Here is a 13662-nt window from a genome sequence, read left to right as displayed (position 1 = left end):
TGTCTGTGATTCATCTGAACTATAGATTTGAAATTATCAAAGAACATTCGGGGTTGGTTTTAAACCTTAACCCTATATTTATCTTACAAGGAGGTTATATTATGCAAGCGTTGTTTGAAGCTCTAGAATTCATATATGAATCTATAAAAATGGGATTTATCACCTATTTGACCACGCCTCTTTATTTGGCTATTATTATCATGGTTGGCATATTCTATGCTTATAGAAAGTTTGAAGAAAAGAAAGCTCGATCTCACAGATATGAGCATAAAGAACCTGTAACCATATTGTCTTCAATTCAAGAAAAAATAGGGTCAAAAAAAGAGACGTCTGCTGCACCCGTTGATAGACGATCTGGTAGATAGATAAAGGAGAATGGTTTGAAGGATAAATATAAAAAAAATGAAGATCGCGTTTTAAAAGTGATATTCCGAGTATTGCTTGTTTTCCTATTTTTCAATATTTTTTTCTTTAAAATAGTGACAGTTTCGGGTGATTCGATGTCCCCAACTTTAGAAGAAGGACGGTTTTATGTCGCAACTCATTTTAATGAGACTTATGAACGTGGTGATATCGTAATCATTAAAACAGAAAAAAGATTGCCCCTTACAAAAAGGATAATTGCATTAGAGGGGGATCATATAAAACTTGGGAATGATGGGGTTTTTGTAAATGGTGTAAAGTTAGATGAACCTTATCTTGCTGAATTTGAATTTCCTAGTTTTTATACTGAGCCTATTGAATTAACTGTTCCAGATGGGAAAATTTATGTGTTGGGGGATAATAGACCAATAAGTTTAGATTCTAGAAAATTCGGAACAATACATGCTGATAATATATTGGGAAAAGTTCGATATAAAATATCATTAGAAGGACTTCGTTTATTGAGATAAATTATAGGTACATAGGAATTCACGATCACTACATTCTTCGATTGCTATTTTAACCATCTCATCAATTCTTTCATTTTTTACAGATAGTGTGTATTCTCCTGCAAGTTGTAATAGTTTGAAGTCTATTTTAGTTAATTTCTTTCTTTTTAAAAGCTCTTTTGCTTTTAAGACGATCGCTTCTATTTCGGCAGGGGTGTATCCTTCTAACATAACTGCAAGTGATTGCATTTCATCTTCGCTGACATCTATTTTAAATTTAGAACTCTTTAGATGAATTTTAAAGATTTCAACTATCTCTTCTTTGCTAGGTGGTAAGAAAGGAATTTTCTTATCAAATCTACCAGGTCTTTTAAGAGCTTCGTCAACCTTATTTGGATAATTGGCGGCTCCTAGCCAAACGATTTTTCCTCTGTTTTCCGGTTCTGATAAGAATTGAAGCATCATCCCAAATTGGTTTCTATCAACAGATTGAGTATCGCTTGAAGATCTGTGGAAAGATTGGTCTAACTCATCGAGAAAAACAATTACAGGAGAAAGTGCTTGAAGTCCCATGAAAACTTTGGCAAGTTTGCTTTCAGATTCCCCGACCCATTTACTTTTGATCTTTTCCATTTTTAATAAAACTGCTGTAGCGCTTGCTTCACCAGCTAGACATTTGGCGAAATAAGATTTACCAGTTCCTGGAGGCCCCATAAGTAAAACGCCTTTAGGCACAAGGTCTAATTCTCCGTTTGTCATAGGGTTTACAATCATTTCTTTGCAATATTCTTTAACGTGTTCTTGTCCAGCAAAGTCGTCAAATGTGAGGCCATCTGATTCTAAAAGTTCTAAAACGTCTCCATATTCTTTTGATAAGAATTCTTGTTTTTTCTTTATAATGTCTTTTTTATCTAATTGGCCACAACTTTCTGCATTTAGATAAATGTCTTCTATTTGGATTCTAGAAAGCCCTGCGGTTAAGTTGGCAAATTGTTGATCGTTAAGTTCTGAATTGATTTTCTTTTGGCTGGTTTCGTTTAAAAACTCAATCATCTCCAGTCTTTCTTTTGTGTTAGGGTGGGGAATTGTAATCATGGTTGTTGATGGACCAGTTGTTCTGATTCTTTCGTCAATCTTAAATGCGTTATCTACCAAAAGGATCAACATGTTGTTTGATTTTTGAAAATTAGCAGAAGTGAGACACTTCATCATGGAAATTAACTTCCCGTATCCATAAGGGTCATTGTTTGTGTTTGATGGAAATGTGAATTCCGGAAATAACATTATGAATGCAGCTTTTTTATCTGGATTGGAAATGCTGCGAACGATATATTCAAAGTCAGTTTGATTTGGCTGTTTAGTCCCATAAGTGCCTTCTCTAAAGAAAAGCCCATCTTGTTGATCAAATGTTGCTATTTCTTGAAAATTCATTTCGTATAACAGTTTATTGATTTTAGTTATAACTGGGACGCTTTTTTCGGCATAGTCATAAATGTTTCCTTGCACAATGAAAAAGTTGCTTACGCCGCTTTTATATCTGTTAAATATATCATTCATCCAATTCAGCATAGCATTTCTCCTTTAATTTTTTTTCCCTTTAATACAATTACCATTTTTTGAATTAATAGTCAAAAATATCAGGCTAGGTCAAACATTTTTGTGCCAAACTGTCAAAATGGCACACTTATAAAAAGTTAATTAATTTTAAGGGATTGTTAAAGTTTCAGGTTCCGTCTGCAACAATAAACTAACAACTGAGTTTTATCAGGATGACTTGATTTGAAATCATGTTTCACCTTGGTATAATTTTGTTTAATAAACAGCGAATCGTATGTGGCTGCCTTAATCCAATCTAATAAACAATTCGGCATATATTTATTATGAATAAAGAAACTATGAGTATAATATCACGTAAAATGGTTACAATTAATATTGTAAAGTTTAAAAAAGGCACATAGTGTATCGAATTTGAAATATAATTTTACAAATCTAGAGGTTTGTGATATGATCTATTGTAACCGGGAGGTGTATGTAATGAAAGATTCTATGATTCGAATAAAAGAAGCTGAACTGTGCAATATAAAAAACGTTGAATACGGGAAACTCGATTTCCCAAGTGATGATTCATTATCAAATAAATTAATGCGTTCTGAAATCCTTGGTATATATGGTCAAAATGGCTCAGGTAAAACAGCCTTCGTAGATGCCATGTGGATTGTGAAACATCTCATAAGTGGGCAAGAGCTGCCTAAAAATGCAGGTGATTATATCTTTGAAAAAGAAGAAACAGCAACCATTAAATTAGGTTTTGACTTGAATCAAGAAGATCATGTATATCAGATTTTTTACGAAGTGAAAATTGAAAGAACGGATGAAAACAAAGCAAGAGTTATTAGGGAATCTTTAGCTTACAAAGAATTCATTGAAGGTGATTGGACGAATAAAGCAGGCATAATAGATTATCAACTTGAAAACAAAGAATATACGTTTAAACCGGTAAAAAACTACCGTTTACTCACGTCAAAAAGTGCAGATGTTCAAATTGATTTGGGTGTGGCAAAGAAGATGTCAGAGAAAAATTGTACTTCCTTTGTTTTTGGCACGGAGTTAGAAGACATCATTAGAAAAAGCGAAGGATTCAAAAGCTATACAGATATTATTTTGGCGATGAAGCATTATGCTAAACTCAATCTCTTCATCATCAAGAACCATCATTCTGGGATGATTAACATGAATTTACTGATCCCCTTTAGTTTCAGGTTGTTGGATGAGAAAAAGGTGACACAAGGGGACTTGGCAATTGGCCTGTTAAAGCCATCGGTTGTTCCAGAAGAAGTGTACAATGTTGTCGTCAAAATTATTGATCAAATGAATATTGTACTAGAAACGATTGTTCCAGGGCTGAATATAGGACTCAAAAGCCATGGCAAACAACTGACTGATGATGGCGGTGAAGGCATTCGTATAGAACTTATATCTATAAGAGAAGATATAAAAGTTCCGTTAAAATATGAGTCAGACGGAATTAAAAAGATTATCTCGATATTGAGCAAGTTGATTACAATGTTCAATAATCCGACTGTATGTATGGTTGTTGATGAACTGGACGCAGGTATCTTCGAATATTTACTTGGTGAAATTCTTCAGATCATTAGTGAAAACGGAAAAGGACAGTTGATCTTCACGTCGCATAACTTAAGACCACTTGAGATGCTTAGTACAAGTTCGATTATTTTTACAACAACGAATCCTAAAAACCGATATATGCGTTTTACAAACGTAAAAAGCAATAATAACCTTAGAAACCTCTATTATCGAAGTATCAACCTCGGTGGACAAAAAGAAGAAATCTATAAGGAGACCAATAGCTTTGATATCAGTCGTGCTTTCAGGATTGCTGGGAGGGTTGATTGATGAAAACTAAAAAGGTCATTTTATTTATTGTTGAAGGCGTTACGGATAAAACATCGTTAGGCGGGATTATCGATAAACTGGTTTCATCCAATCTGGTAAGGTTTTATATCACAGGTGGCGACATTACCAGTGACCGATTATCGAGCAGTGCCAATGCAGTGAGTAAAGTTAATGATCATGTGAAAAACTTTCTTGGGAGAGAGATAGGTCTTAAAAAAGGTGATATCATTCAAATTGTTCACCTTATTGACATGGATGGGGCATATATTGGCAGTGATCAAATTCAAGTAGAAGATATCGAGGGATTCACTTATTCTGAGACTGCAATTACTGCAAGTTCAGTCGAACGAGTAACTGAAAGGAACAACAGAAAGCAGCAAGTGATCAATCGATTATCATTATGTCCTAAGATATCAGGGATACCATATGGTATGTATTACTTCTCATGTAATCTTGAACATGTATTGCATAATGAAGTGAATTTAGCGGATGAACTTAAGATGGAATATGCCGAGCGATTTTCAGATTCCTATTACAAAACAGAATCGACGTTTGTTGATTTTATACGTGATGAGCGGTTTGCAGTCACGGGAGACTACAAAGAGACCTGGGAGTTTATAAAACAAGGTGGAAATTCTCTTAAGCGATACAGCAATTTTCATTTGTTCTTTGAATGAAAAACAATTAAATAGATGAGCACAATCATATGAAGACATAGCATATCGTTGCTGTGTTTTTTTGTACCCAAAATGTAGGTTACGTAAATGAAAAAGATACAGACCAATCTAGGATTGTAAAAGAACCACATACCACTTGAAAGCTATATACTTCGGGTTAAAAAAAGAATCAGTCCGTTTAAAAAAAAGATAGAAGGTGCGTAGAATATACGCCCTTCTTTTTTTCTGAAAAAATAGAATAAATTATTTAAATTACATGATGGTTTTTGTAAAGAAATTGGGATGGATTGTGAATGGCTAAAGGATGGGCAACCTTAGTGATTAATCAAAGCGGTATAATTAAGTTTGGCTTAATTCAGAAAGTTGAGTTTTGATCTTCGCTGGTTACTAGAAGAAAAAAGCATCATAAAAAGCCTAAAATACACCTCTTGGAAAGCTCATTTTTTTCGAAAATTTGAAATACATTTTTGTGCCAAATTGAAAGAATGGCACACTTTAAAATCTGGAATCATTGACTTTACTTAAGTGTAGCGATTGGAAAATGACATACATTTTTGTGCCAAACTGCCAAAATGGCACAAGCTATGTGTAATTGCATCTGTAAATGGTGATTTGCAAAATCGTTGAGCTTTACCTACTAATTTTGATTAAAAATACTTAAGTTTTGGGGAATCACCGTCTGCAATATCCATATAGCCAACCGACCTTTCCTTGATATAAAGATTAGAAAAACAATCAGAAAAGAGTTAAACCAACAGGTCTAGCAGTTTTGAAGTGGTTTAAATTAGCATTTTGTTGGTGAAAATATGCGTTAATTTTGGCGGAAGACGGACGGTTTTGTGGGCTAAAATGGGCGTTTTCTCAAGGCACATTTTTGTGCCAAACTGAAAGAATGGCACACTTTAAAATCTGGAAGGGTTGATTTTGCTCAAGTGTAGCGATTCAAAAAGGGGATACATTTTTGTGCCAAACTGTCAAAATGGCACACTTATAAAAAGTTAAGTAGTTTTAAAGTGCTGCTAAAGTTTCAGATTCCGTCTGCAATACTTAACTAATATCTGAGCCTCATCAGGATGACCGGATTAGAAATCATGCTTCACCTATGTATGATTTTGTTTAATAAACAGCGAATCTTTTTTCAGGTCCTGTCTGCAACTTATTGCTTCTTTTTTTTGCAAAACATCAGTCCTAAACTTGCGATTAACCCGTTTCAGAAAGCCTAGAAGAAAAAGGGGATAAATCGTGGGTGAAATTAGTTAAAGAAAAAGATAAAGGGAAAAAATATAGAAATAACGCTGCGGACGGGTAGAGTTACCTGCTGGAAGTATTGCTATTGGGTTTTCAGACGGCATATTTAGAGGCAGGGGCGACTATGTTTTGTTTTGTTTAACTAAAATCAAAATATAATCAGTCTTAGGAACCTTTTGTTTTTACTTAACTAAAATTATAATTTCAAACATCTAAGGCGACTCTTTACTTAAGGCAAAAATAATGTTGAGGACGGGTAAAACTTGGTGGAAGACGGACGGATTTGGGGGCAAAAAAGGGTGTTTTCTCAAGATGAATTTTTGTGCCAAACTGTCAAAATGACACACTTGTAAAAAGTTAAGTAATTTTAAGGTGCTGCTAAGGTTTCGGCATCCGTCTGCAACACCTAACTAACATCTGAGGCTTATCAGGATGACCGGATCTAAATTATCTCTGAACTTTCAGAGATGGCATTGAAGGCGTTTTTTTACTTTTGTCTGTTTTTAAATTTTTAATTAAGCGATATATTGATACCTGTTTGCATGCGACTTCATAGCATGCTTTTTTATATGTTGACATTTGTTGACCAAAAAAATGTTCTATCTCGTTATATTTAGAATTTTATATGCGTATTAATTTATATTAAAAATTTTATTATTAAAATAAGGAGGATTTATGTACGTTAAAGTGATTGTTGATGCTGGAAAATTTAATACCAAGGTTATTACAGAAAGGGGTGGGCAAATTAAAAAGGCTATTTATAGAACAAAAGCTATGCCCACTCAGGAAGAAAAGTCTACAAATAGGGGAAATTTTGTTGTGGAAATCCCAGGGCTTGAAGACCCATCGTTTAAAAACAAGGTCATGTTTGGTAAAAGTGATGCTGTTTTTTCTGTTGATTATGACCGAGAAAAAAAGAAAGATATTCATAAGATTGCCATTTATACGGCAATTGCCGATTCGGTAAGCCCGGGGGATGTTGTTACAGATGTAATTGTAGGGTATCCTATTTCTCTTTTTAAAAATGTTAATGCTAGAAATGATTTTGCGGATTACATTAAGGGCGACGGAAAAGTCGAAATGAAGCTTAATGGAGTGCCTATTCATTTTTATATTGAAAAAGTTACTGTTTTGCCAGAATCTTCAGGTATTATTCTTGCAAGATTTAAAGAGTTTAAAAGAGAAACAGTTGCGGTTTTGGATTTTGGAGGACTTAATGTAAATGGGTGTATTTTTCAAAATGGCGATATTGTAGAAGGAACATATTTTACATTAGATAAAGGTGTGTATATTTTAAAAGAGCGCCTCAAAGATGCCCTTAATTATGAGTTTGGGGTTAATATACAAGATTATTTAATGGATAAAATCATTAAAGAAGGTTTCATTAAAAAAGATAAAGAAAAAAGCGAATCTTTTATTAAAAAATTTATTGCCGAATATATGCAGGAAGTTAAAAGTCAGGCCATTAGAGCGCAATGGGATTTTGATGTTCTGTCGGTTGTTGTTGGATCAGGTGGTGGTTCTAAACAGTTTGAGCATTTTCTTGAAGACACTTTTGGGCAGTTAGAAATAAGAGAAAATTCTATTTGGGATAATGCTGAAGGCTGGGCAAAAGTCGTTGGACTGATTGTTAATTAATCGCACCTCATTAGGTGTACATTAGGTGTACATCATGCCAGGCATGATGACATCCTGCGTTAAATGCAGAATGACTTGCCAAACTTCTTCCGGTGTATCAAGATCAGCGCGGCAAGTAGTGCCATGGCCTATGGACTTAATGGGGGATTCATAATCTTTTGCCATCACTCTGGATTGGTCGAGGCCATTAGCATAAACCCAAATCATTTCACCATTTTTCCCAAGACTGCTTCGAATAAACTCAAGCGGTGCATTTGCCAAATCACCAATGGTGTTTATACCAAAGTTCATTAGCTTTCGGTTGGTAGACCGTCCAACATAGAACAAGTCTGATACGGGAAGTGGCCACACTTTCTCTTGAAAATTTTCTCTTGGAATGACCGTTATGGCATCGGGCTTTTTCATATCGCTACCAAGTTTGGCAAAGATTTTGTTGAAGGAAACGCCGATGCTTACTGAAAGTCCTAATTCTTCTTTGGTTGTCAGTCGAATTTGTCCATTATGCTAATCATCTCCTTCACCTCCAAAAGTATTATAAACTTTTGGACAGTATATTTGTAGTGTGGCCCATTTTTCGATTGGATTTTTATAATAATTGGCCCACTTTTAGATTAGCAAATACAATAATTTGACAGATGCTGAAGAAGAACTTTTATCAAGGAAAAAACGTGGTAATGCTTTATTAATGATTGGGTCAAAGAGACTGCATGTTAACTTTGAAATTCCTGAATATAAGCTTGATTTTATGGGCAAGGCAGGTGGAAGATAGACAAGTGGTACTCACCATGAGTGCCACTGATTGGAGGGAATGATGAAAAAGAAAATGGTTATAGAGTTACTTGTATATGTTGTTTTAGTTGTGGTTGGTATTATTTTAATGTTTACCTATAAACCTGATAAACCAGAAATAATCCTGCCAAATGATTTTCAAATAGAGAGGAGTGAGTGAGATGATTTTATACCTAGCGAGTAATGACAATATCAATACAATTGACTTTTTAGCTGATGAAGCAGGCATGGTGATAAAGAAGTTATCGGGTACTTTTAATCTTAATCAGTTTGTCTTAAATGATATGAGAAGCTTTACTCACTATAGTTTTCTAATATTAGATTATGATGCCTTAACAGATTCAGATGATGAAATTATTGAAGCTATTTCAGCTTTTAAAAGGATGTATTCATCAAGGGTAGTTCTGATTATGAATCAAGATAAAAGGTTAGAAAACCTGATTTACAGGTTAATTGAGTGTGATGTAACAAACCATGTCTTTAACGAAGATGTGGATGAGTTGAAAACAGATGTTTTAAAGGCTGTAAGTGATTTAGGCATATCCAAAAGAGAGATTCAAGGAAAAATAAGCCAAGTATTTGGAATTACTGATTATAGAATTGAAAAATATGATTTTCCGAAAGAAAACATTAAAATTGGTGTAGCAGGAACAATGAACAGAGTTGGTACAACAACCATGGCGTTAAATCTAACTTCTTATTTATCTAGCATAGGGGCTAAAGTATGCTATGTAGAAGCTAATAAGAATGGACAATTAAAACACATGTTTGAAGGTGTGGAATTGAAAGCAGATGGATTTTTAGTTAATGGTGTTAGGTATTTAACCTTGGATTCCTTAAACGATGAAAGTTTTGATTTTATCATTTATGACATGGGGGTTGTAGATATGAGAATAAGACATGCCATGATTAATAATTGTGATGAGGCATTTCTTTGTACAACTTATAAGTCATATGAGAAGGGGCAAGTAAAAAAAGCATTTATGTTATTAACAGATGATGAGTATAAATTATTCAGTAATTTTACATCTGAGTCGGAGCAAAAAGAGATACTAGAGTTAAATAAGACGGTCTATAAATTAGGATATATACCAAATCAATTTGACATAGAAGTTAATAGTGAGTTGTGGTTAGAAGTTTTAAACGATTATATGAAAAGTAATGATTAAGGAGAAGTTGGAATGAAAAAGGCAGATATTATCAATAAAGTATACCAGTTAGAAATAAGTAAGAGAGCGACTTTAGTTGTATTTTACTTAATCAATAGAGCAGATGGTGAATTAACATGTTTTCCTGGCATTAAGACGATTGCTAGGGAATGTAATATGAGTACAAGGACTGTCCAAAGGGCATTAGGAGATTTAAAGAAAGCGGGTCTTGTTAGAAAAGAGAGTAGATTTCATGATCAAGGTGGTCAGAGATCAAATCTATATTATCTTCAGATGCCAGAAGCAGAGGAGATGAAAGAAGAAGTGAATTTTGAATCTTATAGGGGAAGTAATGATAATGAAGAAGAATTAGCGTTAACCGAGTTAGTGGAGAACGAAGAAGTAATTGAAGCAGTTTGGATAGAGAAACAGGTAGAAATATGTGGTAGAAAGTTAAATCAACTAATGCAAAAATGGCCTGACAGATTAGAGATGTCACGGGGGGATAGTCATTATGGCAGTCCTTGAATTATTCACTCTAAATTAGGGATTTTGAGAAAAAATATTTCAGGGGAATTTTGGAAAAAACATAAACATTATAGTGGTTTCGTGCTATGATTTAGAAAGAGTATTTTGTTTAATTAATTCGGAGGTTTACTTTGGGATATCAAGAAAGTTATATATACGCAAAAGAGGAAAATGAGTTTGCTATTTTATTGGATAAGGTAATTGAATTAAGCAAAATTTGGGATGAAGAATGGTCTATGTACACTACAGGAATATTAATGATTAATAGTGACGTGGATATCAATTGTGATTACAATATTCATTTCTTGAAAAAAGGAAAGAAACTAATTCATATAACAGGAGAGAGAGCGGGGCAGAGAAGCTTAGCAAGGATGTTTGGAGACTATCCGTTTGATGGATTTGGATTGATGCCCGCTGAGTGTTTACATTATCTTTGTGTTAATGGGAAAGTGGACATAAATAAAAATAGAAACATTGATTTTGAATATCAATTATTAGATGAATATTTAAGTGAACAATTTTAACCAGATGAGTCATAAGTGATTATGATTTTATTTGGTTATTTTAAACTTCAAGGATAATGGTTTGCTTCTAATGCTTGAAGTGCAAAGAATTGAAGTGCTTAACTATTTCAAAGTAAGTAAAATAAATAGTTCTAAGAATTAGTGTCCTTTTTATGGGACTCCTAATATGTTATAATATTAGAGCTGGAGGAACAAAAATGTGGTGTAAGAATTGTAAAAAGGAAGTTTACAGTGAAATCTGTGAATATTGTGGTGCTGGAACAGAAAAAGAAATGCCTGTAGAACAATATTGGTGTTCGAATTGTGAAGTACCTATTATAAAAAAAGTGAATGATCCAACTAAAAATATTTGTACATTATGTGGTGGGAAAACGAAGTATATGTCCCAAGATTTACGACCTGTTTTTCCTGAAGAGAGACTTTTATTTGAGATACTGACAAATAAGGTTTTTCAGTTCAAGGATGATAGTGTTTGGGCTAATGGATCACGATATTATATCAAGAATAAATCAAGTATGTTATCGACTTCAAAGTATATGAATGCGAATGTTGATGAAATTATTAAAGAACTTGAAGAACATAGAGAAAATAATTCTTATGATAGATTTAATGAAAATATCGATAGGTTTATAGAAGCAAATCGTGAGAGATTAGATTATTTAAAAGCAGAAGCATACAAGTTTATAAAAGAGACTGCAGAAGAATATCCAAATGAGAACATTGTAGTCTCTTTTTCTGGTGGGAAGGATTCGACTGCTGTAGCAGAACTTGTTGTTAATGCATTAGGTGATCCGAGTCTAGTACATATTTTTGGTGATACTACCCTTGAGTTTCCACTAACTTATGAATATGCAAATCGATTTAGAGATGCAAATCCGTTTGCAATATTTAAAACGTCTAAAAATAGAGATCAAGATTTTTATGAAGTGTGCAAAGATATTGGACCACCTGCACGTATGCTAAGATGGTGCTGTACGATGTTTAAAACTGGTCCTATTACAAGAACAATTAATAGTATGTATCCTAATGAGAAGATACTAACCTTTTATGGTATAAGAAAACATGAATCAGTTAGTAGAAGTAAATATAATCGAGTAGAAGGTGATTCGGAAGCTGTGAAGATTCAGAAACAAAAGGTTGCATCACCAGTTTTTGAGTGGAAAGATATTGATATTTGGTTGTACTTATTAAGTGAAAAAATAGATTTTAATGATGCGTATAGGTTAGGTTATGATCGAGTAGGGTGTTGGTTATGTCCGAATAACTCTCATAGAGCGCAGTTTTTATCGAAGATTTATATGCCAGATAGATCAAAAAAATGGCGTGATTATCTTGTGGAATTTGCAAAAAGCATCGGGAAACCTGATGCAGAGGTTTATGTTGATACAGGAAAATGGAAAGCTCGTCAAGGTGGAAACGGTGTTAAGGCGGCGCAAGATGTGAAGATTAAATATACGAATTGTACATCGGAAGAAGACTCTATGATTTATGAGTTATATAAACCTTTCGATGAGACTTTTTTAGAGTTAATGATTCCGTTTGGAAAAGTATCAAAATCAATGGGACGTAAACTAATAAATGAGACAGTGGTGCTTGATATGAAAACTCATATGCCTATAATATCAATTCAACCATTCGAACAAGATGAATATAACTATTCTGTTAAGATTAAGACAATGAACGTTACTAATCATGAAGATCTTCAAAGAATGATAGGTTATCAAGTTCGTAAATATAACGCGTGTAGAAGTTGTTTGAAATGTGAATCCTTGTGTAAATATGGGGCGATAACGATTCATGGTGGTGAATATCATATTTCTGATAAGAAGTGTGTACGATGTAAGATGTGTGTAACAGCAAAGTATCTTGATGGTGGATGTTTGATGAAGAAGTTTATGTTTACCAAAGATAATTAATAGAAGTGAGGTTTGAACTATGAAGTTTAGAGGACATGAAACTTTTTATATACGTAAAGGTTGGCTAACTAAAGGATTGAAAAGAATTATTAAACAGCCTAATGTATTTTCTGATAAAAATACTAACCAGATGGATGAGTTTGGTATAGGTGCAAATATGGTTAAATCTTTAAGATATTGGATGCAAGTTTCAGGAGTAGCAGAAGAATCGTATGATAATAAAGTTAAAGTACAGATACCAACTCGTTTTGGTGACTTGATAAATGAACATGACCAATATTTTGAAGAACAAGGTACTTTGTTAATAGTGCATTATGAGTTGGCTAAAAATAAAGATGCTGCAACATCATGGTATCACTTTTTCAATAATTTTAATTTGTCTCAATTTAATAAGGATGATTTTATCGAAGATATTAAGTCTTATTTGAAAGATCAAGGGGAGACTGTAGCTGATAGGTCCTTAGATGATGACTTTTCATGTATCATTAATACTTATGTGTCAAAAAGTGTTACGAATCCAACTAAGATTGATCCAGAGAACATACTAGATTGTCCATTAGGTGAGCTAGAGTTAATATCATTAGTCGACAAGAAAAAACGTTTGTACAAAAAAAATGTTTTGCCGGTTGGTGCAATCCCAGATTATATTTTCCTGGCAGTTATTATTGATCAAAGTGGTAGTCTTGATGAAATAAACATTTCGACATTATTGAAAGATGAAAACAACGTTGGGAAAGTGTTTAATTTAGATTCAACTACATTAATGCAGTATTTAGAAGTTCTTAAGAATAAAGGATTCATTGATTTAATTAGAACTGCGGGGCTTGATGTTATAAAGATGAAAGAGAAGATTACTTATGAACAATGTATTGAACGTTATTATGAGTCACTTCAATTAGGAGATTAAG

14 protein-coding genes are annotated in these 13662 nt (G+C 33.6%); 12 read left to right on the top strand and 2 right to left on the bottom strand.

Annotation, left to right across the window (positions count from 1 at the left end; genetic code table 11):
• Positions 1-101: 101 nt before the first annotated feature.
• Both JOC49_RS10815 and lepB read left to right on the top strand, forming a co-directional pair.
• Entirely contained in the window at positions 102-365 is a 264-nt protein-coding gene (locus JOC49_RS10815; RefSeq protein WP_204665051.1) for a hypothetical protein, read from the top strand.
• Between the two features lie 15 nt (positions 366-380).
• Positions 381-893 carry a signal peptidase I gene (gene lepB / locus JOC49_RS10810; protein ID WP_204665050.1) on the top strand — a complete coding sequence of 171 codons (513 nt, stop codon included), beginning with the start codon at positions 381-383 and terminating at the stop codon, positions 891-893.
• Here the strand turns inward: lepB and JOC49_RS10805 are convergent.
• Entirely contained in the window at positions 882-2441 is a 1560-nt protein-coding gene (locus JOC49_RS10805) for an ATP-binding protein (RefSeq protein ID WP_204665049.1), read from the bottom strand. The two genes, lepB and JOC49_RS10805, sit on opposite strands and share 12 nt — an antisense overlap.
• Before the next feature lie 465 nt (positions 2442-2906).
• Here JOC49_RS10805 and JOC49_RS10800 point away from each other — a divergent pair, with 465 nt between their 5' ends.
• The 3 genes from JOC49_RS10800 to JOC49_RS10790 all read left to right on the top strand — a co-directional run bounded on the left by JOC49_RS10800 (position 2907) and on the right by JOC49_RS10790 (position 7849).
• Positions 2907-4286, top strand: a complete 1380-nt coding sequence (locus tag JOC49_RS10800) for an AAA family ATPase (protein ID WP_204665048.1) — start codon at positions 2907-2909, stop codon at positions 4284-4286.
• Positions 4286-4963 (top strand): hypothetical protein, encoded by a 678-nt coding sequence (locus tag JOC49_RS10795; RefSeq protein ID WP_204665047.1) that lies wholly within the window; start codon positions 4286-4288, stop codon positions 4961-4963. The genes JOC49_RS10800 and JOC49_RS10795 overlap by 1 nt, the downstream gene beginning before the upstream one ends.
• A gap of 1923 nt (positions 4964-6886) precedes the next feature.
• Positions 6887-7849 carry a ParM/StbA family protein gene (locus JOC49_RS10790; RefSeq protein WP_204665046.1) on the top strand — a complete coding sequence of 321 codons (963 nt, stop codon included), beginning with the start codon at positions 6887-6889 and terminating at the stop codon, positions 7847-7849.
• A 21-nt stretch (positions 7850-7870) separates the two neighbouring features.
• Here the strand turns inward: JOC49_RS10790 and JOC49_RS10785 are convergent, their stop codons facing one another.
• Positions 7871-8254 carry a DNA polymerase Y family protein gene (locus JOC49_RS10785; protein WP_204665045.1) on the bottom strand — a complete coding sequence of 128 codons (384 nt, stop codon included), beginning with the start codon at positions 8252-8254 and terminating at the stop codon, positions 7871-7873.
• A 223-nt stretch (positions 8255-8477) separates the two neighbouring features.
• Between JOC49_RS10785 and JOC49_RS10780 the strand changes: the two genes are divergently transcribed.
• The 7 genes from JOC49_RS10780 (at position 8478) to JOC49_RS10750 (ending at position 13661) form a co-directional block, all read left to right on the top strand.
• The gene (locus JOC49_RS10780; protein WP_204665044.1) at positions 8478-8618 is read left to right on the top strand and encodes a hypothetical protein; all 141 of its coding nucleotides are present in this window, start codon (positions 8478-8480) and stop codon (positions 8616-8618) included.
• A 42-nt stretch (positions 8619-8660) separates the two neighbouring features.
• The gene (locus JOC49_RS10775; RefSeq protein ID WP_204665043.1) at positions 8661-8798 is read left to right on the top strand and encodes a hypothetical protein; all 138 of its coding nucleotides are present in this window, start codon (positions 8661-8663) and stop codon (positions 8796-8798) included.
• 1 nt (position 8799) lies between these two features.
• Positions 8800-9807, top strand: a complete 1008-nt coding sequence (locus JOC49_RS10770; protein ID WP_204665042.1) for a hypothetical protein — start codon at positions 8800-8802, stop codon at positions 9805-9807.
• A 12-nt stretch (positions 9808-9819) separates the two neighbouring features.
• Positions 9820-10314, top strand: a complete 495-nt coding sequence (locus JOC49_RS10765) for a helix-turn-helix domain-containing protein (protein WP_204665041.1) — start codon at positions 9820-9822, stop codon at positions 10312-10314.
• 131 nt (positions 10315-10445) lie between these two features.
• Positions 10446-10838, top strand: a complete 393-nt coding sequence (locus JOC49_RS10760) for a hypothetical protein (RefSeq protein ID WP_204665040.1) — start codon at positions 10446-10448, stop codon at positions 10836-10838.
• Between the two features lie 197 nt (positions 10839-11035).
• A complete protein-coding gene (locus JOC49_RS10755; RefSeq protein WP_204665039.1) occupies positions 11036-12754 on the top strand; it encodes a phosphoadenosine phosphosulfate reductase domain-containing protein in 1719 nt (572 codons plus the stop codon).
• 19 nt (positions 12755-12773) lie between these two features.
• Complete coding sequence (locus JOC49_RS10750; RefSeq protein ID WP_204665038.1) at positions 12774-13661, top strand: DUF4007 family protein; 888 nt, start codon at positions 12774-12776, stop codon at positions 13659-13661.
• Position 13662 lies beyond the last annotated feature (1 nt).

The sequence above is a fragment of the Fusibacter tunisiensis genome (assembly GCF_016908355.1).
Classification (GTDB): domain Bacteria; phylum Bacillota; class Clostridia; order Peptostreptococcales; family Acidaminobacteraceae; genus Fusibacter_D; species Fusibacter_D tunisiensis.
The sequence above is the reverse complement of the archived record's forward strand: the minus strand, read 5'-3'. Positions and strand labels throughout refer to the sequence as shown.

What these genes read in the sequence shown, in the direction of transcription:
- JOC49_RS10775 (WP_204665043.1), top strand. Translation starts at nt 8,661, where the DNA reads ATGAAAAAGAAAATGGTTATAGAGTTACTTGTATATGTTGTTTTAGTT.
- JOC49_RS10815 (WP_204665051.1), top strand. Translation starts at nt 102, where the DNA reads ATGCAAGCGTTGTTTGAAGCTCTAGAATTCATATATGAATCTATAAAA.
- JOC49_RS10755 (WP_204665039.1), top strand. Translation starts at nt 11,036, where the DNA reads ATGTGGTGTAAGAATTGTAAAAAGGAAGTTTACAGTGAAATCTGTGAA.
- JOC49_RS10795 (WP_204665047.1), top strand. Translation starts at nt 4,286, where the DNA reads ATGAAAACTAAAAAGGTCATTTTATTTATTGTTGAAGGCGTTACGGAT.
- JOC49_RS10750 (WP_204665038.1), top strand. Translation starts at nt 12,774, where the DNA reads ATGAAGTTTAGAGGACATGAAACTTTTTATATACGTAAAGGTTGGCTA.
- JOC49_RS10785 (WP_204665045.1), bottom strand. Translation starts at nt 8,254, where the DNA reads ATGAAAAAGCCCGATGCCATAACGGTCATTCCAAGAGAAAATTTTCAA.
- JOC49_RS10805 (WP_204665049.1), bottom strand. Translation starts at nt 2,441, where the DNA reads ATGCTGAATTGGATGAATGATATATTTAACAGATATAAAAGCGGCGTA.
- JOC49_RS10765 (WP_204665041.1), top strand. Translation starts at nt 9,820, where the DNA reads ATGAAAAAGGCAGATATTATCAATAAAGTATACCAGTTAGAAATAAGT.
- JOC49_RS10790 (WP_204665046.1), top strand. Translation starts at nt 6,887, where the DNA reads ATGTACGTTAAAGTGATTGTTGATGCTGGAAAATTTAATACCAAGGTT.
- JOC49_RS10800 (WP_204665048.1), top strand. Translation starts at nt 2,907, where the DNA reads ATGAAAGATTCTATGATTCGAATAAAAGAAGCTGAACTGTGCAATATA.
- JOC49_RS10770 (WP_204665042.1), top strand. Translation starts at nt 8,800, where the DNA reads ATGATTTTATACCTAGCGAGTAATGACAATATCAATACAATTGACTTT.